This window comes from Echinicola vietnamensis DSM 17526 (assembly GCF_000325705.1).
GTDB classification, from domain to species: domain Bacteria; phylum Bacteroidota; class Bacteroidia; order Cytophagales; family Cyclobacteriaceae; genus Echinicola; species Echinicola vietnamensis.
The window spans coordinates 1,782,594-1,806,475 of sequence record NC_019904.1; the positions used below are offsets into that span (position 1 = coordinate 1,782,594).

At 46.0% G+C, this 23,882-nt stretch carries 19 protein-coding genes; 16 read left to right on the top strand and 3 right to left on the bottom strand.

The genetic code is table 11. The features are described from left to right. Positions 1–71 precede the first annotated feature (71 nt). The 15 genes from ECHVI_RS07620 (at position 72) to ECHVI_RS07690 (ending at position 18,408) form a co-directional block, all read left to right on the top strand. Positions 72–317 (top strand): hypothetical protein, encoded by a 246-nt coding sequence (locus ECHVI_RS07620; protein WP_015265380.1) that lies wholly within the window; start codon positions 72–74, stop codon positions 315–317. Positions 318–372: 55 nt separating this feature from the next. Continuing rightward, positions 373–1,155 (top strand): lipopolysaccharide kinase InaA family protein, encoded by a 783-nt coding sequence (locus ECHVI_RS07625; RefSeq protein ID WP_015265381.1) that lies wholly within the window; start codon positions 373–375, stop codon positions 1,153–1,155. 169 nt (positions 1,156–1,324) lie between these two features. Then, on the top strand, positions 1,325–1,756 hold the full coding sequence (locus ECHVI_RS07630) for a DUF1801 domain-containing protein (RefSeq protein ID WP_015265382.1): 432 nt from the start codon (positions 1,325–1,327) through the stop codon (positions 1,754–1,756). Between the two features lie 232 nt (positions 1,757–1,988). Next, positions 1,989–2,480: a hypothetical protein gene (locus tag ECHVI_RS07635; RefSeq protein ID WP_015265383.1), complete on the top strand. Its 492-nt coding sequence runs from the start codon at positions 1,989–1,991 to the stop codon at positions 2,478–2,480. A 106-nt stretch (positions 2,481–2,586) separates the two neighbouring features. Further along, a complete protein-coding gene (locus ECHVI_RS07640) occupies positions 2,587–3,249 on the top strand; it encodes a pseudouridine synthase (protein ID WP_015265384.1) in 663 nt (220 codons plus the stop codon). 193 nt (positions 3,250–3,442) lie between these two features. Further along, on the top strand, positions 3,443–4,414 hold the full coding sequence (locus ECHVI_RS07645) for an AAA family ATPase (RefSeq protein WP_015265385.1): 972 nt from the start codon (positions 3,443–3,445) through the stop codon (positions 4,412–4,414). A gap of 193 nt (positions 4,415–4,607) precedes the next feature. Further along, positions 4,608–5,795: a hypothetical protein gene (locus ECHVI_RS07650; RefSeq protein WP_052331487.1), complete on the top strand. Its 1,188-nt coding sequence runs from the start codon at positions 4,608–4,610 to the stop codon at positions 5,793–5,795. A gap of 95 nt (positions 5,796–5,890) precedes the next feature. After that, positions 5,891–8,785 carry a TonB-dependent receptor gene (locus ECHVI_RS07655; protein WP_015265387.1) on the top strand — a complete coding sequence of 965 codons (2,895 nt, stop codon included), beginning with the start codon at positions 5,891–5,893 and terminating at the stop codon, positions 8,783–8,785. A gap of 357 nt (positions 8,786–9,142) precedes the next feature. Continuing rightward, entirely contained in the window at positions 9,143–12,412 is a 3,270-nt protein-coding gene (locus tag ECHVI_RS07660) for a S41 family peptidase (protein WP_015265388.1), read from the top strand. A 126-nt stretch (positions 12,413–12,538) separates the two neighbouring features. Continuing rightward, entirely contained in the window at positions 12,539–13,603 is a 1,065-nt protein-coding gene (locus tag ECHVI_RS07665) for a hemolysin family protein (protein ID WP_015265389.1), read from the top strand. Between the two features lie 37 nt (positions 13,604–13,640). Next, positions 13,641–14,759, top strand: a complete 1,119-nt coding sequence (locus tag ECHVI_RS07670) for an AI-2E family transporter (protein WP_015265390.1) — start codon at positions 13,641–13,643, stop codon at positions 14,757–14,759. Positions 14,760–14,794: 35 nt separating this feature from the next. After that, on the top strand, positions 14,795–14,962 hold the full coding sequence (locus ECHVI_RS23275; protein ID WP_015265391.1) for a YqaE/Pmp3 family membrane protein: 168 nt from the start codon (positions 14,795–14,797) through the stop codon (positions 14,960–14,962). 34 nt (positions 14,963–14,996) lie between these two features. Beyond that, positions 14,997–15,800 (top strand): ion transporter, encoded by an 804-nt coding sequence (locus ECHVI_RS07680; RefSeq protein ID WP_015265392.1) that lies wholly within the window; start codon positions 14,997–14,999, stop codon positions 15,798–15,800. A 76-nt stretch (positions 15,801–15,876) separates the two neighbouring features. Then, on the top strand, positions 15,877–17,658 hold the full coding sequence (locus tag ECHVI_RS07685; protein ID WP_015265393.1) for a TrkH family potassium uptake protein: 1,782 nt from the start codon (positions 15,877–15,879) through the stop codon (positions 17,656–17,658). Between the two features lie 57 nt (positions 17,659–17,715). Then, positions 17,716–18,408, top strand: coding sequence for a potassium channel family protein (locus ECHVI_RS07690; RefSeq protein WP_015265394.1), 693 nt, complete (start codon positions 17,716–17,718; stop codon positions 18,406–18,408). Between the two features lie 39 nt (positions 18,409–18,447). On the opposite strand, the gene ECHVI_RS07695 is transcribed toward ECHVI_RS07690, so the two are convergent. Genes ECHVI_RS07695 through ECHVI_RS07705 form a run of 3 tightly spaced genes read right to left on the bottom strand, consistent with a single transcriptional unit; the run spans position 18,448 to position 21,176 of the window. Next, the gene (locus tag ECHVI_RS07695) at positions 18,448–19,035 is read right to left on the bottom strand and encodes a LutC/YkgG family protein (RefSeq protein ID WP_015265395.1); all 588 of its coding nucleotides are present in this window, start codon (positions 19,033–19,035) and stop codon (positions 18,448–18,450) included. Further along, positions 19,032–20,405, bottom strand: coding sequence for a lactate utilization protein B (locus ECHVI_RS07700; RefSeq protein WP_015265396.1), 1,374 nt, complete (start codon positions 20,403–20,405; stop codon positions 19,032–19,034). The genes ECHVI_RS07695 and ECHVI_RS07700 overlap by 4 nt, the downstream gene beginning before the upstream one ends. A gap of 33 nt (positions 20,406–20,438) precedes the next feature. Next, positions 20,439–21,176, bottom strand: a complete 738-nt coding sequence (locus ECHVI_RS07705; protein WP_015265397.1) for a (Fe-S)-binding protein — start codon at positions 21,174–21,176, stop codon at positions 20,439–20,441. A 248-nt stretch (positions 21,177–21,424) separates the two neighbouring features. Between ECHVI_RS07705 and ECHVI_RS07715 the strand changes: the two genes are divergently transcribed. Further along, complete coding sequence (locus ECHVI_RS07715) at positions 21,425–23,878, top strand: glycoside hydrolase family 31 protein (RefSeq protein ID WP_015265399.1); 2,454 nt, start codon at positions 21,425–21,427, stop codon at positions 23,876–23,878. Positions 23,879–23,882 lie beyond the last annotated feature (4 nt).

Consider the following 23,882-nt stretch of genomic DNA (forward strand, 5'->3'; position numbering starts at 1 on the left):
TTAGTAAAGTGATAAAAGAAATATTGAGACAAAAATACCAGCAGTCTCGTCTAAAAAGAAAAGATAAAGCCATGAAAGCGAATAATTACACCAAACTAAAGACCATCATTGAGGTGATGGGGAAATATGGCATTACACCAATTTCCAAGGTCAAGCGATCAGATTTTATGGAAGACATGGGCTTTGATCGGGTGTTCTTGGACGGTTTGATCTTTGATGTGGAAGATGCCTTGCACTTAGAGCTTACCGAAGAAATGGCCCATTCCCTCAGGAGCCCTGAGGAGCTGATCCGGCACATGATACAGCACCAAAACTGATTTTTAAGGAAGAAAGCTGTGGTTTCCACTGCTGGCGCCATGCCCAAATGACTAGATGATGCGAAAAAGTATACACGTAAATGCTAAATATGAACATTTAAGGACCTATCTGGAAAATATACCGGAGGAATTTGAGGCGCGTGGGGAAGTGGTTTATGACCTTCGCAACCAAGTGAGGGTCGATGAAGTAAGTGGGGTGAAGATTGTCATTAAGTCTTTCCGCAAAATTTACCTGGCCAATAGGATCATTTATGCGTATTTTCGCCCATCTAAGGCCAAACGAGCCTATGAGTATGGCCTTTTGCTCCAGGACCATGGGGTCAATACCCCTGACCCTGTGGCCTATATTGATTGTGTAGAGAATGGAATGCTGAAGGCGGGATATTTCGTATCATTGTACACCGATTACCAGCCGCTTTCTGCTTTTGACGCTTCAGATGCGGATAAGGCGAGGGCCTTGCTGGATGGACTGGCACATTTTACGATGAAACTTCATCAAAACAGGATCTTTCATGAGGATTATACCCTTAGCAATGTGCTTTATCAAGAGGTGGATGGGAATTTTGATTTTACGGTGATCGATAACAACCGGCTGAAATTTACTTCCATCGATGAAAAGCTAGCGGCCAAGAGTCTTAACCGTTTGGGATTTCAGCCTGAAATGTTGACGTTCCTTGTCCGAAGATATGCCGAAATCAGTGGGATGGATGCCTTAAAGGAATTGAAACTCTTTTACGATTACAAATACGAAGCAAATCTAAAATACAAGACAAAACATAAACTAAAGCGGCTGAGGAATCATCTATGGCAAAGAGAGAAACTGAAGTCGCCTTGTTGAATTCGAAAAACCCCGTTGATCTTTGGAAATTGACGGGGTTTATTATTTTTGTTTCATGATGAGACCATTACAGTTTTTCCTATGTCTTGAAAAATAAAGCCATGAAGATCCGATTGACCGTATAGCCTCCTTGATAGATAAATAATGAACAACCTATAAATGATTTTCAATGCAAGCACTTCAAATATCCACCGACCCGGGCGTTGTTCAGGTTTTTGACCAGTATCCTCAAGCGGTAAAGCCAAAGATGGAGGCGTTAAGGGCATTGGTGCGGGAGACCGCTGAAGAGCTGGACGAGATAGGAGCATTGGAAGAAACCCTTCGCTGGGGAGAGCCTAGCTTCATTACCAAAAAGGGCAGCACCCTGCGGATGGACTGGAAGCAAAAGCAGCCCGATCAATACGCGCTTTACTTTAAATGCACCAGTAAATTGGTGCCCAGTTTTAAGATGGCCTACCCCGGTGTTTTTACTTTTGAAGGAACCAGGGCCATGGTTTTTAGCTTGGAGGAAGCACTCCCAAAAGAAACACTTAAAAAGTGCATTGCAGCAGCCTTAACTTACCATAAGGTGAAGCATTTGCCCATGCTTGGGCTTTCGTAGAAATGACCTTTCCATTAAATCAAGGATGACATATGATCCTAAGGTATTGATATATGTTAAAATGACGTATATTTTATTTAAATACTTGTAATAATTATAATTTTTACATGATTTCACGTTTTGGGCGTATTTTTTGTTAACTTCACCTTAAGTGTCAGGCAATGGCTGTCTTGGCCAAAACAGCTAGCCACCATTTGACATGCAAAGAAATTTCAAACCAAATCATATCGTTATGAGCATCAAATCATTTTTTGCTGCAACCATCTTGGTAGTAGGATTGGCGGCATGCGGAGGCAACCAAACATCCGAGACCGCTACCACCGAAAAGGAAGAAAGCCAGGAGGCCCCCATGGAAAAAGAGGTGTCTTTTCGCATAGCAGAGAAATACTTCCTAAAAAATGATGCCCCGAGCTTGTCCGATCCTAAGATAGATTCCGCAGAGGAATTTCAAAAGTTCTTCGGATCTGCCACGGTGATGGGGGATGATGGAAAGCCCACTGCCATCGATTTCCAGCGTCAGTTTGTCATTGCAGTGGCCAAGCCATCCACTAACATGGCCACCGAGCTAACGCCGGTAAGCCTTGTGGATGATGGTGCTGGTACCTTGACCTTATCCTATAAGGTAGAAGAAGGCGAGGAACAAAGCCACACCATCAGACCGGCCTTAGTGGTCATCGTAAGTAAAACTGCTGAAGGAGACGTGCTGGTAAATGAAGTGGAATAGATGCCGTCCATTTGATCAAAGAAGCCTTGGGATAACCGATTTATTTCAGGGCTTTTTTTGTCTTGAGACCAATTATCGCAAACTTTGTCCATTATCCATTTAGTTTATGTTCAGATATTTTGTGCTTTATAAGCCGTTTGGCATTTTGAGTCAATTTAGTGGAGAAGCTCATACCTTGAAGGCCATAGGAGATTTGCCATCGGATGTGTATCCCGTGGGGAGACTGGATAAGGACAGTGAGGGGCTGCTGCTGCTCACCAATGACAAGGCCCTTAACCATCATTTGCTCCATCCCCAGTTTGGGCACCGGCGCACCTATTTGGCACAGGTGGAAGGAGCACCAGATGAAGCAGCCCTGCGAAGCCTCGAAAGCGGGGTGGCCATAAAAGTGGACGGGAAAGTATACCATACAAAGCCCGCGAAGGCAAACTTAAAAAATAATGCCCCTCTTCTACCCGAAAGAGACCCGCCTATTCGTTATCGTAAGACGGTCCCCGATGCTTGGGTGGAACTGACACTGATAGAAGGGAAAAACCGCCAAGTCCGTAAAATGACAGCAGCGGTAGGGTATCCTACCCTTCGATTGGTGCGGTGGTCCATGGAAGATTTGACCATCGCTGGATTCGAAGTGGGGGAAGTCCGTGAGTTTGAAAAGGAGGAGATCTATAAATGCCTGAGACTAAATCCTTCCAACCTGCAGGCAAAAACAACCGGCGGCCAGGGCCGTGGGAAGAAGCCCTTTTCACCTAAGCGGCGCAAGGGGCGGTAAAACTTATGGATTTCGGCGCTTGTTAAATTGTGTTAAATGGCAATTTATTCTAATTTAGGCTTCTTAATTTAGCGAGGCCAGCTAGGCTAGGCTCAAGCATGATAGCTAAAGGGCAATTTAGCAGAATGAACATTTACGGGGCCATACGTCTTTATTGATCAGTAATAACTAAAACTAAGTAACTAAATATCAAATGCATCAGGAAAAGATACAGGACGCGATCAAGGAGGTGAGAAAAGTGGTGGTAGGCCAGGATCGAATGGTCAACCGACTATTGATCGGCCTTTTTACCAACGGGCATATTTTATTGGAAGGTGTGCCGGGGCTGGCCAAAACCTTGACCGTCAACACCCTTGCCAAAGTGCTTCACCTTGATTTTAACCGCATTCAGTTTACGCCGGATTTATTACCTGCCGATCTCATCGGAACGATGATCTATAACCAGCAGAATGGTGATTTTGAGGTAAAGAAAGGACCTATCTTTTCCAATCTCATCCTGGCCGATGAGGTGAACCGTTCACCTGCCAAAGTGCAATCAGCATTGCTGGAGGCCATGCAGGAAAAGCAGGTGACGATCGGCGAGACCACCTTTCAGCTGGATCGGCCGTTTTTGGTGTTGGCTACCCAAAACCCGGTAGATCAAGAAGGAACCTATCCTCTGCCAGAAGCACAAGTGGATCGGTTTATGATGAAAGTTCACATTGATTATCCTGGGAAGGAGGATGAACTGGAAGTGATGCGCCGAATGGCCAATATGAGCTTCAGCTCAGAAGTGGAACCGATTCTTTCCAAAGAAGATGTTTTTGATATCAGGGACAAGATCAACCAAGTGCAGGTGTCTGAGCCACTGGAGCATTACATCATCGAATTGGTGTTCGCCACACGCTTTCCGGAGCAGTATGGCCTTAAGGAAGAGGCCAAGTACATCCAGTTTGGGGTTTCACCACGTGCCAGCATCAACCTTAACCTTGCTTCACGGGCAGTAGCCTTTATGGATGGCCGGGATTATGTGCTCCCGGAAGACATCAAGGATGTGGCGGAAGATGTGCTAAATCACCGGATAATTCTAAATTATGAAGCCGAAGCAGACAATGTCAACACCAGAGACTTGATCCAGATTATCTTGGATAAGATTCCAATTAACAAATCGGTAACATTGAAATAACCGCCTTGAATATGATATGCAAAGCCTTTGATTCGTCAAAGGCTTTTTTTTTGACCTGTTGTTAATTCAATATTAAATGGCCGCATCTTTTTTAAAAAATACATAATTGGAAAAATTCCATGACGAGAAAAAATTGATTCAGTTTTGTGGAGCGAAAACAAAAAAAGCAAACAAACTAAATCAATTTCATATCATGAAAAAACTCAATCTACTCTTTTTAATGTTGATCGGAGCATCCGTGATGTTCACTTCTTGTAGTGATGATGATCCTACTCCGACACCGAATCCAGATCCAGAAGATGAAATGGTACTTGATGGCAACATCACAGAAGACAGAACATTGGAGTCTGGAAATGTATATACACTAGCCAGCAGGGTTTCAGTGTTGGACGGTGTGACTTTGACCATCGAGCCAGGAGTGATCATCAAAGGTGAAGCTGGTTCTGGAGCAAATGCTACTGCACTGATCATCGCCAGAGGTGGTAAGATCATGGCAGAAGGTACCGCTGATTCACCTATTATCTTCACTACTATTGCTGATGAAATCCAGCCAGGTGAAGTTTTCCATGCAGATGGACTTGCGCCTACTCAGAATGGTCTTTGGGGCGGTCTTTTGGTTTTGGGTAAAGCTAGAATTTCTCCAGAAGGCGGTACTACTGAGAAGCAAATCGAAGGTATCCCACCATCCGATTCTAATGGCCTTTATGGCGGTGAAGATGACGAAGACAATTCTGGTGTATTGAAATATGTTTCTATCCGTCATGGTGGAGCTAACCTTGGCGATGGTAATGAAATCAATGGCCTTACCCTTGGTGGTGTAGGTTCAGGAACAGTCATTGAAAACGTGGAAGTTGTCGGAAACCAAGATGATGGTATCGAATGGTTTGGTGGCACAGTAAGCGTAAAAAATGCTGTGGTTTGGAATGCAGGTGATGATGCCATCGATGCAGATATGGCTTGGAATGGTACCTTGGATAACTTCATCGTGGTAAACGGTGGCGATAAGTGCTTTGAGCTAGATGGCCCTGAAGCTTCTTATGTAAATGGAAACTATACCTTGACCAACGGATCAGTGATCGCTGGTGGAGCAGCTGGCTTGGTGGATAATGATGACAATACCAATGTAAACATGTCCAATATCTACTTCACTAGCGTGATGGCAGGTCAGACATTTGACCAATTGCCAACTGTAGACCATGAATTCAGCAATTTCGAAATCACCCTTCCTGAAGGAAGCACTGTAGAAGACTTCTTCAAAGGTGGATCTGCTGCATTTGCTACTGCTGTAGCCGAAGGAGAAAACACTGTAGGTGCTGACAAGTCTGCCTTTGCCGGATGGTCTTGGACTGCCGCTTCTGGTTCTCTTGATATCTTGAAATAATAATAATCATCCATATAAGAAGGGATCGACTGCGATCCCTTCTTCTTACTTTTTAAACTTAAAATCGTTAGCTGTAACTTAATAATTCTAAAAAAATGAAAAAGATACTTGTGGCCTTTACCTTTCTGGTATTTGCTGCTATCCCTCAACTCGTCTTTGCCCAACAGGGGACTATTCGAGGAAACATCATTGACGAAGGTCTAGGAGAACCTTTGATCGGGGTTTCTGTTTTGGTAAAGGAAACACAAACCGGTGCTGTTACGGATCTGGACGGAGCTTTTGAAATCAAGCTTGCGCCTGGAACTTATTCGCTTGTAGCGTCTTTCATTTCTTTTAATAAAGTTGAAATCAGTGAAGTGGAAGTAAAACCCGGAGAGGTCACTGTCCTTAGTGATATCAAAATGGGTGAAGCCACTGAAGAATTGGAGTCGGTGGTAGTTTCTGCCAAAGCCATTAGAACTACCGAGGCAGCGTTGATGACCGTTAAGCGTAATGCTGCCAATGTCATCGATGGAATTTCGGCCTCTACTTTCCGTAAGATCGGAGACAGTGATGCTGCTTCTGCCATCAAAAGGGTGACGGGGGTTTCCATCGAGGGTGGAAAATATGTTTACATCCGTGGTCTGGGTGATCGCTATACCAAAACCGTTTTGAACGGTGTGGATATTCCTGGGCTGGATCCAGACCGAAACTCCATCCAAATGGACATTTTCCCCACCAACGTGGTGGATAATATTATTGTATCCAAGTCATTTACCAGTAACCTTCCGGCAGATTTTACCGGTGGGGTAGTGGATATCGAAACCAAAGATTTTCCAGAAGAAAAAACATTCAAAGTGAGCGTTAGCGGAGGTTATAATCCTTCCATGCACTTTAACAGCAACTACCTTCGTGTAAATGGTAGTGGTACTGACTTTTTAGGCTTTGACAATGGATACCGTGATATTCCAACAGGCGGTAAAACAGACATTCCCCAGTATGCCCAAGTGGTAGGGAATCCTGACGGCCCAAGGGGGCAAGAATACCAAAGCATCCTTAGGGGCTTTAACCCCACCATGGGCGGTTACCGTGACCGCAGCTTAATGGACATGAGCCTTGGACTGTCCTTTGGTAATCAGGTGACGGTAGGCAATGAAAATAAACTGGGCTATAACCTGGCCTTGACCTACAGCAACGAGACATCGTATTTTAAAGATGCACAATACAACCTGTACGGTAAACCAAGCAGCTCATCTGATTATGAACTGACTTCACTCGAAACTCAAATAGGGGACTATGGCGTGAATAATGTTTTGTTAGGCGGTATGGCTGGAGTGGCCTATAAGACAGGACTTTCTAAGTTTAAGTTGAATTTCCTAAGACTGCAAAATGGTGAGTCTAAAGTAGGACAGTTTGATTTTGAAAGTACCAATGTGGGTACCGTTTATGGTGCAAACCAGTATAATATTGAATACAGTGAGCGTTCACTGACCAATATCCTTTTGAGTGGTGAGCATAAGTTGGGACCAACGAACGATTGGGAACTTAACTGGAAATTGTCGCCAACAAGGTCGGTCATCAATGATCCCGACGTAAGGATTCTACGTTTCAGAGACACCAATAATTCCATCTCTACGGAAGTAGGACTTCCTGAGCGTATCTGGCGTAACTTGGAGGAAGATAATGTCGTCGGAAAAGTGGATGTGATCAAAAATTATGATTTCAGAGATAAGCCGGCCAAATTTGGTTTTGGAACCAGCTATACCTATAAGCAACGGGATTTCTTGATCCAGAGCTTCCAGTTCCCTATGGGTGACAACAATACCACAAATCCATTTGACGGAGATCCAAACCAGGTATTTACTGAGGACAGGTTGTTTTCTTCAGACAATGTCAATGGTATCCGCTATGATCCGTTGTTCTTGCCAAACAACCCGAATGAGTACAATGCCAGTATCAATAACCTGGGCGTCTATGTGAATACCGAGATCAATCCTTGGGAGAAGCTTAAGGCTATCGTAGGGGTGAGAATGGAAATGTACCAGCAGTATTATACGGGTAAAAACCAAATGGCGACCATCGTTTATGACAATGAAAAAGTACTCGATGATACGGACTTCTTCCCAACACTTAACTTGATCTATGACCTGGGAGAGATTCAGAACCTACGTTTCTCTTACTCCAGGACCATTGCAAGACCTTCTTTCAAAGAGATGTCTTACGCTGAAATCCTTGACCCAATTACCGGTAGGACTTTTGTAGGCGGTCTGTTTGAAGAAACCACCAATGGCGGTACGGAAGTACTTTGGGATGGTAACCTTCAATCCACCCGTATCCATAACTTGGATGCTCGGTGGGAGATGTTCCCTAAGCGCGGTGAGATCTTTTCTGCGAGCCTTTTCTACAAGCAATTTGCCGATCCGATCGAGATGGTACAGTTCCTTTCAGATCCAGGCTCTTTCCAGCCAAGGAATGTTGGCGACGGTCAAGTGACAGGAGTGGAATTAGAAGTGCGAAAATCACTGGATATCATTACTCCAGCGGCTGAAAATTTCTTCTTCAATGCCAACTTGACCTTTACTAAATCCAGCATTCAGATGTCTGAATCTGAGTTAAGGTCCAGGGAGATTTCTGCCCGAGATGGAGAAGAAGTGTCTTCAACCAGGGACATGGCAGGACAAGCTCCTTATATCATTAACACTGGATTGGCCTATGAAAACTGGGAATCTGGTTGGGAAGCCGGCGTATATTATAACGTGCAGGGAAGTACACTTTCCTATATTGGCTTCGCGAACAGAACCGATACTTATACGGTGCCTTTCCATAGCTTAAACCTGAACATCAACAAGTCTTTTGGTCCTGATGAGCGATTCCAGACCGGATTGAAAGTGACCAACTTGCTGAATGATAAGAAAGAAGAAGTGTTCCGTTCTTACAATGCTGCTGACCAAATTTTCACTAGCCTGTCTCCAGGTACGGAGATCAGCATCAAGCTAGGATACACTTTCTAAAGAAGAGCCTTCAATAGTTAGTTAATTAACCTTTATCATATAAAAACGTGGGTAGTAATATCCACGTTTTTTTTTGCCCTTCGAAGGGGCAGCTTGATCCGTTTTACTCCTTTTGTATTTTCTCTTATGGGCTATGACATAGAGCTTTTGTAAGTGAGGTGTAAATACCTCTTGATGGAGTTCCTTAAGCTAGGAAGCGACGTTATTACCTCCTCCATTATACCATCTATTTTACACCACTTTCAAGGATTTTTTTATCTTTGGAAAGCCCGAATGGTTTTTGGGAGGATTTGTGCACGATGGCGAACGATATGGGCTTTTGTATCAAAATAATTTTTCCTAAAACTTTCAGAGATTATGTTTAAGAAACTTAGCAAATTATTGGGTGCGGCATTGCTGGTGCCTTTTGTCAGCTGGGCCCAATTGGATGCCAAAATTGCCCAATATCCAGATGTCTCGGATACACATATCACCTTCAGCTATGGTGGTGACATTTGGATAGTCCCTAAAACTGGAGGGTTGGCCAATCGCCTGACGACCTCAAAAGGGACAGAGTCCTTCCCGAAGTTTTCACCTGATGGATCCAAGGTGGCCTTCAGCGGTGTTTATAATGGCAATTCGGATGTCTACGTGATGCCATTCCAGGGAGGCATGCCGCAGCGATTGACGTATCATGGTATGAGTGACCGCATGGTGGACTGGTATGGCGATGGGAACCATATTTTGTTTGCCTCGTCCCGGGAAAGTGAAAAGCAACGATACAATCAGTTCTATAAGGTGTCTGTTGATGGAGGCTTGCCAGAAAAGCTCCCAGTTCCTTATGGGGAGTTTGGGATGATTTCTCCAGATGGAAACAAGATAGCGTACACCCCTAAGAGCCGGGCATTCCGAACTTGGAAGCGCTATAAAGGCGGCATGGCCACTGATATTTTCACCTTTGATCTGGCCAGCAATGCTTCTGAAAACATCAGCAATAGCATTTATAACGATGAATTTCCCATGTGGACAGCGGATAAGATCTATTTCCTGTCGGATCGTGGAGCACATCAGCGAAATAATATTTACAGTTATGATTTAGCCACCAAGGAAATCGCTCAGATTACGGATTTCAGCGCGTATGATGTGCTTTTCCCAAGTATTGGCAAGGATGAGATTGTATTTACCGCAGGAGGTGAGATTTACCTTTTGGACCTGTCGTCAGGGGAGTTTGAAGCAGTAAGCATCCAGGTAAGCAGCGACGTAACGGCCCTGATGCCGCGAAAGGAAAATGTGAAGCGCTATATCCAGAATGTTTGGCCCAGTTATGATGGAAACCGTGCGGTGTTCGAGGCAAGGGGAGAACTCTTTTCAGTACCTGCCAAGGACGGTCCGGTGATCAACCTGACCCAGTCTTCTGGTGTGGCGGAGCGATATCCTGCTTGGTCTCCTGATGGGCGGTATGTGGCGTACTGGAGTGACCGGACTGGAGAGTACGAATTGACCATCAAGGACTTGAAAAACGGTGGGGCAGAAAAGACCCTCAGTGCCTATGGGGCCGGCTATCGTTACCAGCTTTATTGGTCACCCGACAGTAAGAAAGTGGCATTCGTGGACAAGGCCATGGATATTTATGTCTACGATAAGGAAAAAGACAAAACGACCCATGTGGACAAGCAGAAGTCTCTTTTTCAATATGGGCTGGACAATTTTTCTGTTTCTTGGTCACCGGACAGCAGGTATTTGGCATTCGAGAAGAACCTGACCAACCAGCACAATGCCATCGCGGTATTCGACATTGAAGAGGAAGCACTTCACCAAATCACTTCAGGCTTTTACAGCGATAATAATCCCGTGTTCGGCCCAGAGGGAAAGTATCTTTACTGTTTGACCAACAGGGATTTTGATCCCGTGTACAGTGATTTTGAGGGCACTTGGGTGTATGCCAATGCTACCCAATTGGCTGCCATTCCGTTGCTTAAAGAAACGGCTTCTCCCTTGGCCCCAAAAAATGATTCCACTTCCGTAAAGGAGGAGGAGCAATCGGCCAAGGAAGAGGACAAAAGCAAAAAAAGCAAGAAGGATAAAAGCGATGATGCGGATACAGAAGAAGACAGCGACAAGGTGAAAATTGATTGGGACGGTTTGGAGCGTCGAATGGTGGTATTGCCTCCATCTGCTGGAAATTATAGTAGTCTAGGAGCGGTAAAAGGAAAAGTCCTTTACCTGAAGCATCCCACAAACGGATCGGACTCCCATCAATCCGAATTGGCTTACTATGATGTGGAGGCACGAGAATCCAAAACGATCATGGGCAATGTCAGCGGTTATAGATTGACCGCCAATGGCGAGAAAGCATTGGTAGTGTCACAAGGTTCTTTTGGCATCATCGGTATCGGGGAAGGAAAGAAGCTGGAGGACAAAATGCCTACGGACAAAATAGAGATGATCTTGGAGCCCAAGGCAGAGTGGCGGCAAATTTTTAACGACGCCTGGCGATTGGAGCGAGATTTCTTCTATGATCCAAACATGCACGGGGTAGACTGGGAGGCCATGCGTGACCATTATGGCAAATTGATCGACCATGCCATCACCCGAGAAGATGTCAATTACATCATAGGTGAGCTGATCGGGGAAATCAGTGCTTCCCATACCTACCGGGGAGGAGGAGATACAGAAAGTACTTCCAGCAAGTCCATTGGCTATTTGGGCATTGACTGGGGTGAAAAGGACGACGCCTATTTCGTGAAAGAAATTATCAGGGGAGCTCCTTGGGACAGCGAAGCCAGGTCACCACTGGACGAGGCCGGTGTGGATATCAGTGAAGGTGACTTTATCCTAGCCGTAAATGGGGTTCCTATAGACATGGAAAAGGATCCTTGGGCGGCCTTTGAGGATTTGGCCGGAGAGACAGTGGAGTTGACGGTAAATGATCAGGCCAGCTTGGACGGAAGTAAAAAAGTCATGGTCAAGACCTTGGGCACTGAAACGCGCTTACGGAATTTGGCTTGGATAGAGGAAAACAGGAAGCGGGTTGAAGAAGCCACGGATGGTAAAATAGGTTATATCTATGTTCCCAGCACCGGTTATGACGGCCAGCAGGAATTGGCGAGGATGTTTTATGCCCAGTTTGATAAGGAGGGGTTGATCATCGATGAGCGCTTCAATAACGGAGGCCAGATTCCGGACCGTTTTGTAGAGTTACTTAACCGGAAGCCATTGGCCTTTTGGGCTGTACGGGATGGGGAAACATGGCAATGGCCGCAGGTGGCCAACTTTGGTCCCAAAGTCATGCTGATCAATGGCTGGAGTGGGTCGGGTGGAGATGCCTTTCCTGATTACTTCCGCAAGGCAGGCCTCGGCCCGCTGATTGGCACCCGTACTTGGGGAGGCTTGATCGGTATTTCCGGAGCCCCTTCCTTGATCGATGGAGGTTCGGTGACCGTGCCCACCTTCCGGATGTTTGATCCGAGTGGAGAATGGTTTAAGGAAGGCCACGGGGTAGATCCTGATATTGAAGTGGCCGAAGATCCTACCGCGCTGGCCAATGGAACAGATCCGCAGTTGGAAAAGGCCATTGAGGAAACATTGAGACTGCTGAAGCAGCAGCCATCTGTTCAGCCCAAGGTTCCGGCGTATGAGGTGAAATGATGGAGTTGTTATCATTGAAGGAAAAGATATCATGTCATGGCACCAGTCATGGCATGATTTTTTTATACCTCATTGAAGAACCTGTTTATTTTTAGTAATTTAAATGACAATACCACATACACATTTATGGTTTTATTGATCCTTTACCTGACACTGGCGATAGGGGTGTCTTTTTTATGTTCCATGTTGGAGGCGGCATTACTGAGTATTACCCCTTCGTACATTGCTACTCAGCAGGAAAAGGGAAAGGCCTATGCCAAACAGTTAATGCGGCTAAAAGAAAACATCAACCAGCCATTGGCGGCCATATTATCCTTCAATACCATTGCCCATACCGTAGGTGCAGCAGGCGTGGGAGCCCAAGCCGTGGAGGTATTTGGGCAGCAGTATTTTGGTTATATCTCAGCGGGGCTGACCATTGCGATTTTGGTTTTTTCTGAAATAATCCCCAAGTCCATTGGTGCCAATTATTGGAAGCAGATGGCCCCTTTTATCGGAGGTATTCTCAAGGTGATGATTTATGGCCTTTATCCGTTGGTGAAGGTTTCGGAGTACCTGACCCAGTTTTTCAAATCCGCAGAGGAGCATACCACAAGCCGGGAGGAGCTGGCGGCGATGACCACCATCGCCACGAAAGAAGGAGTGTTCAGGGAAGACGAGTCCAAAATCATCCAGAACCTGATCCGGTTCAGGTCCATTTTAGTGGCCAACGTGATGACACCCAGAACGGTCACAGTAGCCATGGAAGAAAGTGAAACCGTTAAGGATTTTTATGCCAAATCTGATTCCAAACGGTTTTCGAGATTTCCTATTTATCATAAAACCATTGACAATATTTCAGGTTATATCATGAAGCATGATGTGCTCGCTGCAATGGCAGAAGATCAGTTTGAGAAAAAATTGGTGGAATTAAAGCGGGAAATCACCATCGTTTATGAGCATTATCCAATTCCTACGGTACTGGAAACCATGCTCAATAAGCGAGAGCACGTGGCCTTGGTCGTGGACAAATATGGAGGTATGTCGGGGATTGTCACGATGGAGGATATTCTAGAGACCCTATTAGGAATGGAGATTCAGGATGAAAGTGATGAAGAACGAGATATGCAAGTATTGGCACGGAACAAATGGGCAGAAAGAGCAAAAAAAATGGGCCTTATCTTCGATAACCCAGGCGAAAACATCGATTAACGGAAAACATTAACAGAACCAGTTTCAATTACGTTTTATGGAAAAGCAATATCCCAGTAGTATCATTTTAGCGGCAAAACTCATCGTCTTGTTTTTGACAGTGGCCATCGCTTATTTTCTTAAGAGTGTTTTAGTGCCTTTGATGTTTGCCTTGGTTATTTCCATTATGCTATTTCCAATTTGCAATTTTTTGGAAAAGATGAAACTGCCCAGGGCGGCAGCTTCCATCATTTCGGTCATTATAGCCACATTGGTGTTATCGGCGTTGCTGTACTTTATCGTCCATCAGGTGATCGTCATCGGAAAAGACGGTCAGGATATTGCCCATAATTTTGGGATGATATACGACAGTATCCAGGGATGGCTGGAATCGACATTTGGCCTGAGGCCAGGAGAGCTGACCCAGCGCATCCGTGAGGCAGGCCAAAAGCAACTGTCCGGTGTAGGAAAGTACTTGACCTCTGTATTCAGCTCGGCAGGTGGTACCCTTGCCAATGGCGTATTGGTGCCGCTTTATACCTTCTTTTTCCTGTATTATCGAGACTTCTTTAAGGATTTCCTTATCCAAGCGGTGAAAGGTGCCCCGGCCAGTAAAGTCATGGATACCATCAATAGGATTTACCATGTTATCCAAAGTTACCTTTTGGGGCTGGTGACGGTGATGGGTATCGTAGCAGTTCTCAATACGGTTGGTTTACTGATCATGGGGCTGGAATATGCATGGTTTTTTGGAACCTTGGCTGCCATATTGATTTTGATCCCTTATATTGGCGTAGCCATCGGCTCGTTGGTGCCGGCATTGTTTGCCTTGGCTACTATGGACAGTTATTGGTATGCCTTGGGGGTTATCGGTTGGTTTCAGGTGGTGCAGTTTTTGGAGGGGAACTTTATCACCCCCAATATTGTGGGAGGAAAAGTGAGCCTTAATCCATTGGTGGCCATTATTTCCTTGCTATTGGGCGGGATGCTATTTGGTTTGGGAGGATTGATACTGGCCTTGCCGATGGTAGCAGTCATGAAAATAATTTTTGAAATGACCGATGCCACTCAGCCGTTCAGCTTCTTGATAGGGGAGCCGGATGCTGATCATATCAAGAAAGATTCTTTTGATAGATTACGAGAGAAGCATAAACTTGATAAACCTTCCGATGAATAATTGTCTTTTTGTAGAAATATAAAACCTAAGTTAAGATGTCAAACCTTATTCGTATTATTCTAGCTGTAATTTTACCTCCATTAGGGGTCTTTTTTACCGTTGGATTAGGAAAATCTTTTTGGATAAATGTGTTGTTGACCCTGCTCGGGTTTATTCCGGGAATTGTCCATGCGGTATGGATCATTGCCAAGCAAAGTGAGTAGTAAATACTGAAAACACCATGAAGATGGTTTCCCCATGGACTTGACAAGAAAAAGGCTCGCCCATATTGTTTTTGAATCTGATGATACTGCATCAAAGCGTTTTGATATAGTTTTATTGGTGGCGATTCTAGGCAGTGTGACCATAGCGATTTTAGACTCTGTCCAAGAGCTACATAAGGAATATGGCACAGTGTTTTACCTCTTGGAGTGGAGCTTTACCATTCTATTTACCATGGAATACCTGTTGCGGGTCTGGCTAAGCAGGCGTACGGCGGGTTATGTTTTCAGCTTCTATGGACTAGTAGACTTGCTGGCGATTCTGCCCACCTACCTTAGTTTGATCGTGGCCAACAGCCATTTTCTTGCGGTGGTCAGGGCCTTACGGTTTTTGAGGGTGCTGCGGGTACTGAAGCTTGGACGATACCTCAGGGAGGCGCAGGTACTGACGGACGCCTTGTACAATAGCCGTTTGAAGATTCAGGTTTTCCTGGGATCTGTCGTGACCATCGTGTTGGTCATGGGAACGGTCATGTTTTTTATCGAAGGACCGGAGAGTGGTTTTACCAGCATCCCTACCGCTATGTACTGGGCCATTGTGACCTTGACGACAGTTGGGTATGGAGACATCTCACCTGCCACTCCTCTTGGGCAATTTATGGCTTCTTTGATCATGCTGTTGGGGTATGCGATCATAGCAGTGCCCACAGGAATCGTCACTTCTGAAATATCAGCATCCAGCAAGCGGAGAAAGCAAGATGAGCGGGTATGTCATACCTGTCATGCTTCGGGCCATGACGATGATGCCTATCATTGTAAATATTGTGGGACCAGGCTTTAGTACCCATGACAAAACCATTTGTCCACGCTTGTTTTCTACAAAGATGGACTAACTTTACTGCCATTATTTAAAGGGTATGAATGTGAACAAAAAGCTGCTCAAACAAATCATCGAAAAGGTAATCCTGGTGCTGAGCTTTACGGCTTTTGCTTTGGTGATTTATGAGGAAGGCTTCAAAAAGCCGTTTTTGACAGTGACGGATTCCCATTTGCTGCTAAAAGTGATGCTTTCATCCATTTGGGCGGGATACCTTGCGCTATATTTTTTGGTAAAATCAAAGACGGGAGGCTTTACCAAAAAAAGAATTTCGGAGCTGATCGCCATCTTGCTCATTAGTGGGATCCTATTATTTATTTTCACAGACTATTCGGTTCCTGGCTTGGACGTAATTACCCAAGCGACGACGGACCGCTTTTTGGTGGACCTGTTGGTGGCCGGGGTGTTTTTGATTGAATTATCCAAGGTAAGTTTGGGCGTCAATGAATTGCAGCTAAACCCGCCACTGATATTTATCCTGAGCTTTTTGGTGTTGATCCTGATCGGGACGGTTTTGCTGATGTTGCCAAACGCCACCCATCAACCGATCCATTTGGTGGACGCGCTATTTACGGCGACCAGTGCGGTTTGCGTTACGGGGCTTATTGTATTGGATACCGCCAAAGATTTCACTCTTTTTGGACAGCTGATCATTATGCTGTTGTTCCAGCTGGGAGGGCTGGGGATGATGACTTTTACCAGTTTCTTTGGGTTTTTCTTTCGAGGAAGCTTCAGCATCCAAAACCAACTCTTTTTAAAGGATTTTATCAATGAGGATGATTTTGGTCAAATATTCAGTACCCTGATGAAAATAATCCTGTTTACCTTCTTGGTGGAGGGAGTCGCTGCCGTGCTGATCTTTGTTTCATTGGACAATGATTTGTTTGGCGGAGTAGGGGAAATGATATTTTTCAGCATCTTTCACAGCATTTCAGGATTTTGTAATGCAGGATTTAGTGTCCTGAGCAATGGGCTTTATGAAGAAGGTTTTCGGGACAACTACACGATGCAGTTGGTGATAGCCTTTTCCATTATTTTTGGAGGAATAGGATTTCCGGTGGTGCTAAACTATTACGGATACTTGCGGCATTTTGTGCGGGGGATGTACAGAAAGATAGCTTATGGTGAGAGCTACCGGCATTTGCCAAGGGTGGTCAATATCGGGACCAGGTTGATTGTATTGACCACGGGAATATTGATACTGGTTGGTTTTGTTTCCTACTGGATGCTGGAGTATGACCATACTTTGGCGGGCTTGGATACCTATGGGAAAGTCGTCACTTCTTTTTTTGGGGCAGTCACTCCTCGGACAGCAGGCTTCAATACCGTGGACATGACCGCACTTTCTGTGCCGACCGTATTGATTTATTTACTGCTGATGTGGATCGGGGCTTCTCCGGGTTCTACAGGAGGTGGTTTGAAGACCAGTACATTTGCGGTGGCCATTTTAAGTGCTTTCAGCATAGCCAAAGGCAAGGATCGGGTAGAGGTGTTCAGGAGGGAAATTTCCAGCAGTACCTTGAGGAAAGCTTTTACGGTAACCTTTTTGTCTTTTATGATCATAGGGTTGGCGGTTTTTGCCTTGACGCTATTTGACCGCGATCTTCCGCTGATCAGCGTGGTGTTTGAAGCATTTTCGGCTTTTTCCACCGTGGGGCTGAGTTTGGGGATTACGGGAAGTTTGAGCTTTGGCAGCAAGATGGTATTGATCATGACCATGTTCATTGGAAGAGTCGGGATATTGACCTTGCTGATCGCGCTGAGTAAAGGTGTCAAGAACCAGAGTTACCGCTATCCTGAGGAGAGTGTTTTTATTACATGATCCGAATTTTAACCGCATAATGCACTATCCATTAATTGAAAAATAACGACCAAGAATATGAAGTTTATCATCGTGGGAATGGGAAATTTTGGAGCCTATCTGGCAGCAAGGCTGACGGACAAGGGGCATGAAGTCATTGGTGTGGACAGTGACATGTCTAAGATCGAAGGGGTCAAGGACAAGGTTACCCATACCATTTGTATGAATGCCACAGATAAGCAGGCGGTCAAGAATTTGCCCATAAAGGATACCGATGTGGTATTGATTGCCATAGGAGAAGATATGGGGGCATCTATTATGGCTACGGCAGTTTTTAAAGAGCTGAAAGCCAAGCGGATCATTAGCCGCGCCATCACCAATACCCATGAGACGGTCATTAAGGCCATTGGAATTGATGAGATCATTCATCCCGAGGAAGAGACGGCCGAGCGATTGGCGAAGAAGTTGGAGATGAAGGGCGTAATCGACAGCTTTGATATCTCAGATGGGTACAATATTGTGGAGCTGAATGCGCCAAATGAGTTTATCGGAAAAACCATTGGGGAAACGGATGTGAGAAATCGTTTCAACGTCAACATCCTGACCATTATCAAAGTCAGAAATCGTCCAAACCTTTTTGGTGACATGCAAGAGCGGCAGAAAGTCCTCGGTGTGGTTAGTGGCAGTACGGTCATCGAGGAGGGGGATATTTTGGTCCTTTTCGGGGATATCAAAGATATCCAAAAAGTGCTGGACCTAAATGAAGAGTAACGATAAGGGGGAAGTGAAATCCCCCTTTATCGTTTTTCATTAACCTTGTTTTTTCAGCAAAAACACCGTCAAGCTTCTTGGGCCGTGGGCTCCGATGACCAGGGACTGCTCGATGTCCGCCGTCTTGGAAGGGCCGGCGATGAATACACCATAACCATCCGCCGCGACTTGGACTTTTTCGTACGCTTGGTGCATGTTGGTGAGCAGGGTTTCTTCATGAATGACGATGATCAGGTGCTGGGCGATAAATGGCAGCACGCGATGGACGATGTTCTTTTCAGGCATCCAAATGGCGCCATTTTCTGAGACCCCTAATGCTCCCTTCAAAATGGCCAATTCGACATGCTCCAGGTCGTGAGGATCGGAAATTTTATGGACGTCCACATTTCCTTTTACTTCATCCACCAATGATGCAATGAGCTGGTCATTGGAATAATTTTCCTTCACAAAGGCTTCCACTTCCGCCAAAGTATCCACCACCTTTAGTTTGCCGCCATTGCCCGTCAGGCCTTTTTCGTACCGTTCGATGAGATGATCTTCCTCAGGGAAAGACAAAAGGTCGGGTAAGGAACTGGCTTCCGGTTTGTTGTTCTTGATGGCTGCTAATATGGATTCCTTGCTCGTCATTGTTTTCTGTTTTTCTTAAACCATTCCTTAAAACTCTCCTTGGGGACTTCAGGGAGGTCCCGGTGTTTTCCCCAAACGTTGAGGCTGCTGTACACAAGGCTTTTGGGGGTGATTTTCAGGGCTGTTCGGGCCATTTTCCCGGCAAGGTCATAAAGTACCGGCTTGCCAAAGGTCATTCCGGCCACTTTCATGGAAAGCTGTTTGCTTTTATCCACATTGGTGTTTTCCGTGATGACTTGTCGCCATTTGTACAGCTGTTCATGGATATTGATTTTTACTGGACACACATCTGAGCATGATCCGCACAGGGTGGAAGCAAAAGGCAAGGTACTGTATTGCTTTAGGTCCCTTCCAGGAGAAAGGATGGATCCGATTGGTCCGGGGACGGTATAGTTGTAGCTGTGGCCTCCGCTTCTACGGTAGATCGGGCAGGTGTTCATGCATGCGCCGCAACGAATGCATTTCAGGGAGTTTTTAAAGTCTTCCCGGCCCAGTTGTGCTGTTCTGCCATTATCCACGAGGATGATGTAAAGCTTTTTGCCTTTGGCAGGGCGGTGGAAGTGAGAGCTGTAATTGGTGATGCTCTGTCCGGTAGCACTTCGTGCCAATAGCCGTAGGAATACCCCAAGGTCGGCAGCCCGGGGAATGAGTTTTTCGATGCCCATACAGGCGATGTGTACATCGGCCAAGTGGGTGCCCATGTCCGCATTGCCTTCATTGGTGCAGACCACAAAACCACCGGTCTCCGCAATGCCAAAATTGACCCCGGTGATGGCGGCATTGGCCTCAACAAACTTTTTACGAAGGTGCTGCCTGGCGGCCTCTGTCAGGTAATTGGGGTCGGAAGCGCCTTTTTTGGTGCCGATATGGTCGTGGAAAATCTCGCCAATGTCCTGCTTTTTGAGGTGTATGGCGGGCAAGACGATATGGCTGGGCGTCTGTTTTGCAAACTGGATGATGCGTTCGCCCAGATCAGTGTCCACCACGTCATAGCCTTTCTTTTCCAGGTAATGATTGAGGCCACATTCTTCCGTCAGAATGGATTTACTTTTGACGATATTGCTGACCTTATTTTCTTGCAGGATGCGGTAGACATGCTCGTTGTGCTCTTTGTCATCCCGTGCCCAAAGGACTTCGACGCCATTGGCTTTTGCGTTTGCTTCAAACTGCTCCAGCAATTCCCCCAAATGTGAAAGCACATAGTTTTTGGTAGCTGAAGCAGTATCCCTCAAGGTTTCCCATTCTGGAATTCCCTGGGCCGAGCGATCCCTGTTGGAGCGGACGTGCCAGAGGGTCTCATCATGCCAATGGGTCCTGGCATCGTCTTTTATAAATGCTGCCGCCTCTTCGGCGTGGGTCTTTGCTTTCATGTTTCCATTAAATTTTAACTATTGTCTCAGGACTTATACCTCGCGATCCATGACATCATTTCCATTCAGGATTTCGGCAATGTGCATGACTTTGATGGGGCTTTTTTGGCGTTTGAGAAGGCCTTGCATGTGCATGAGGCAGGACATATCTGCTCCAGTGAGCACTTCCACCCCATTACGCTGGTGGTCGGCGATCCGGTCATTGCCCATGGTGACGGAAACGGCTTCTTCTGCCACGGCAAAAGTACCTCCAAAGCCGCAGCACTCATCTTTGCGGTCAAGCTCCACCATTTCGATGCCTTTGACTTTGCTCAGCAGGGAAAGGGGTTTGTTAAACTCTTCATCCATCCGCTCGGAGCATTTGGCCAAACGCAGTCCGCGCAGTCCGTGGCAGCTGGAGTGGAAGCCTACTTTGTACGGAAAACTGGCATCTACGTGGTCCACCTTCAGGATGTCCGTAAGAAATTCACAAAGTTCATAGATTTTGGGAGCCTCGGCCGTTTTGGGAAGTACGTGGTCTTTTACATGTAGCGTACAGCTTCCAGAAGGAGCCACGATGTACTCAAACTCACCGAAGTTCTCCAAAAAGAGCTCCGAAGAGGCCTTCCCATACCTTTCATACCCGGAGTTGGCCATTGGCTGGCCACAGCAGGTTTGGGAAAGGGGGTACACGACATCCATGCCGTATTTTTCCAACAGCTCCAACGTGGCTTGCGCTGCGCCTGGATAAAACTGATCTACATAACAAGGTATAAAGAGTCCTACTCGCATAGTTTTTAGATTCTAATTCCCAATATAGGTTTGGCCGCCAAAACATTCATCCTGCACCATACTGTTTAGCATCTGATACTGCAAAAGCCCAAGCGGCGAATATGGCACTGTTTGGTCGGGGGACAGGTAAGTAAAGTACACCATTGGACGGAAAATGAATTATATTTCCCGTCAATGGCCACATTATCCTTGCCTTTATAAAGGATAAAGTTACCTTAAATAAACCTATAAAATCAATTAACAGCTTCATGAATCATAAACATTTCTTTGCAGCTATTTTCATTTTCTTGACCCAAACCAGCCTTATACTGGCTCAAAGTAGTTCAGGAAAGCTTTCAAAAGACCAAAATACCTATCGAATTACTGCGGGGAACAAAACCCTGCAATTGCAGTTTCACTCTCCAGAGGTGTTTCGCGTAAAGACCTTTTGGGGAGAGGAGCCGGAAGAGCACTTTTCTTATATGCTCAAGCAGCAAGCTTTTGATCTTCTTCCTGTCCAGACCACCCAGAAAGAGGGCACCTTTGTCTTCGACACCGGCAGGTTGTTGGTAAAGGTGGACGAATTCAGCCTGAACCTGGCCGTGTATGACACGCAAGGAAACTTGCTTTCGGGTGAGGATGTTTCAGATGTCGACGGGGGTGCTTATCAAGATGATAGGGTCGTGGGGGCAATTAAGACCCTTCAGCCGGATGAGCATTTTTTCGGCTTTGGAGAGCGAATGGATTTCCTCGATCGAAGGGGAAAGGAAGTGGACTTAAATGTGGGAAGAGGATTGGGAAGGCCTCATATCATCGGTGCTTATAATGTGCTGGAGGCCAATTATGCGCCCGTACCTTTCTTTATGAGTACAAAAGGCTACGGGATCTTTTTTCACAATAGCTACGCGACCCATTGGGACCTTGGCTCGGAGAGCAATGAGCACCTGAGTTTCGAGGCCGAGGGAGGTGAGCTGGATTACTTCTTTATGTATGGTCCGGATTTTTCCAAGTTGCTGTATCATTACACAGGTCTGACGGGAAGGTCGCCGTTGTTGCCGCGTTTTGCCCATGGGCTTCAAGTGGGGACCTACAGTGGCGGTACTTGGGGCCATGAGGAGATGACCAGTACGCATTATGTCGTGGAATTGGCGCGGAAGTACAGGGAAAAGGGAATTCCTTTCGATGTACTGCACTTGGATTCCACTTGGAGAATGTTTGGTGAAAACGGCGGAAGTGGTGCGACGACTTTTGAGTGGAGAGAGACTTTTAAGGATCCGGCAAGTATGTTTGATAGCCTTTATGCCATGGATATCAATATGGTGGGACTGCATTTAAGGCCCCGGTTTGATAATGGCAAGCAGCTGGATTTACTGAATCAAGCCCGTGAACAGGGATTTGTTTACCCAGAGGAGGACAATCCTGGCGAGTTCGTCAATTTCTTTGATGAAGAAGCTGTAGACTGGTGGTGGGAAAATGGTGTGATGCGGATTGCGGAGATTGGCGCCATGTTCCTGAAAACCGATGAAGGGAGTGCTTTTGGCCGGAAGGCCAATGAAAGCGACAAGACTGGCCCAAGGACTGAAGAGGCCCGAAGGTTGCACAATGCCTTTCCTGTAGCGTATGCAAAGGCCCCTTACGAAAAGTTCAAGGCCTACAACGGAATGCGAGGAATGAACCATACCCGGGAAGGTTATGCCGGGATTCAGCGGTATCCCTTCATTTGGGCTGGAGACTGGCCAAGTGAATGGCAGTATTATGGCCCCGTGATCAAAGCAGGAATCAATATTGGCCTATCGGGCGTAGGATATTGGTCGCATAATATGGGAGGCTTTGAGCATCAGGCAGATCCAGAATTATTTTCCAGATGGGTACAGTTTGGCATGTTTAGCCCTGTAGCGCATGTGTTTGGTATGGATCATCCGGGTTATAAAGAGCCTTGGAATTATGGCGCAAAAGCAGAAGAAATCTTTACCCAATACGACAAATTGCGCTACCGCTTGATTCCTTATATCTATACGACGGCTTTCCAGCAATACCAATCCGGGAAGCCAATCATGCGGGCATTGGTATTGGAGCACCAGGATGATTACAATACGTACACCGTCGACGATCAGTACTATTTTGGTGACCACATGATCGTTTGTCCAGTGTTGACCAAAGAGGCCCAAACCAGAACCGTTTATTTGCCTGAGGGTACGTGGTATGACTACTGGGATGGCACCCAATATGAAGGTAAGCAATACTATAATATTGTCACGCCACTGGAAGAGCTCCCCATCTTTGTGAAAGCAGGTGCTATTATCCCGATGCAGGATGAGGTGGCGTATGACAATAAGGAAGCCTTTGGTACGATTACCTTGGATATTTTCCCGGGTGGTACTTCTGAGTATCGTCTGTTTGAAGATGATGGAGTGTCTGAAAAGTACATGGAAGGGCACTATGCCGAGACGCTTTTTAGGGCCACATCAGATGACCAAGGCATGGAAATTTCGGTGGGCAAATCAGAAGGGGACTATCGTCCGGGAGCCAGAAGTTATGTCCTGAAAATTCATACCGATATTCAACCCGAAGCAGTGCAGCTAAATGGGGATGCCCTCCAGCCGCTTGACGCCACAGCGATAAGAGCAGGAGAAGCCGGCTGGGCCTATGATGCTGAAGCCAACGTGCTTTGGGCAGCCGGAGAAAAAGCCGACGATGAAGAAATTCAATTTCACGTCAGGTAATGTG

Coding starts and splice junctions, on each gene's coding strand:
- ECHVI_RS07620 (WP_015265380.1), top strand. CDS start 72: ATGAAAGCGAATAATTACACCAAACTAAAGACCATCATTGAGGTGATG.
- ECHVI_RS07625 (WP_015265381.1), top strand. CDS start 373: ATGATGCGAAAAAGTATACACGTAAATGCTAAATATGAACATTTAAGG.
- ECHVI_RS07630 (WP_015265382.1), top strand. CDS start 1,325: ATGCAAGCACTTCAAATATCCACCGACCCGGGCGTTGTTCAGGTTTTT.
- ECHVI_RS07635 (WP_015265383.1), top strand. CDS start 1,989: ATGAGCATCAAATCATTTTTTGCTGCAACCATCTTGGTAGTAGGATTG.
- ECHVI_RS07640 (WP_015265384.1), top strand. CDS start 2,587: ATGTTCAGATATTTTGTGCTTTATAAGCCGTTTGGCATTTTGAGTCAA.
- ECHVI_RS07645 (WP_015265385.1), top strand. CDS start 3,443: ATGCATCAGGAAAAGATACAGGACGCGATCAAGGAGGTGAGAAAAGTG.
- ECHVI_RS07650 (WP_052331487.1), top strand. CDS start 4,608: ATGAAAAAACTCAATCTACTCTTTTTAATGTTGATCGGAGCATCCGTG.
- ECHVI_RS07655 (WP_015265387.1), top strand. CDS start 5,891: ATGAAAAAGATACTTGTGGCCTTTACCTTTCTGGTATTTGCTGCTATC.
- ECHVI_RS07660 (WP_015265388.1), top strand. CDS start 9,143: ATGTTTAAGAAACTTAGCAAATTATTGGGTGCGGCATTGCTGGTGCCT.
- ECHVI_RS07665 (WP_015265389.1), top strand. CDS start 12,539: ATGGTTTTATTGATCCTTTACCTGACACTGGCGATAGGGGTGTCTTTT.
- ECHVI_RS07670 (WP_015265390.1), top strand. CDS start 13,641: ATGGAAAAGCAATATCCCAGTAGTATCATTTTAGCGGCAAAACTCATC.
- ECHVI_RS23275 (WP_015265391.1), top strand. CDS start 14,795: ATGTCAAACCTTATTCGTATTATTCTAGCTGTAATTTTACCTCCATTA.
- ECHVI_RS07680 (WP_015265392.1), top strand. CDS start 14,997: ATGGACTTGACAAGAAAAAGGCTCGCCCATATTGTTTTTGAATCTGAT.
- ECHVI_RS07685 (WP_015265393.1), top strand. CDS start 15,877: ATGAATGTGAACAAAAAGCTGCTCAAACAAATCATCGAAAAGGTAATC.
- ECHVI_RS07690 (WP_015265394.1), top strand. CDS start 17,716: ATGAAGTTTATCATCGTGGGAATGGGAAATTTTGGAGCCTATCTGGCA.
- ECHVI_RS07695 (WP_015265395.1), bottom strand. CDS start 19,035: ATGACGAGCAAGGAATCCATATTAGCAGCCATCAAGAACAACAAACCG.
- ECHVI_RS07700 (WP_015265396.1), bottom strand. CDS start 20,405: ATGAAAGCAAAGACCCACGCCGAAGAGGCGGCAGCATTTATAAAAGAC.
- ECHVI_RS07705 (WP_015265397.1), bottom strand. CDS start 21,176: ATGCGAGTAGGACTCTTTATACCTTGTTATGTAGATCAGTTTTATCCA.
- ECHVI_RS07715 (WP_015265399.1), top strand. CDS start 21,425: ATGAATCATAAACATTTCTTTGCAGCTATTTTCATTTTCTTGACCCAA.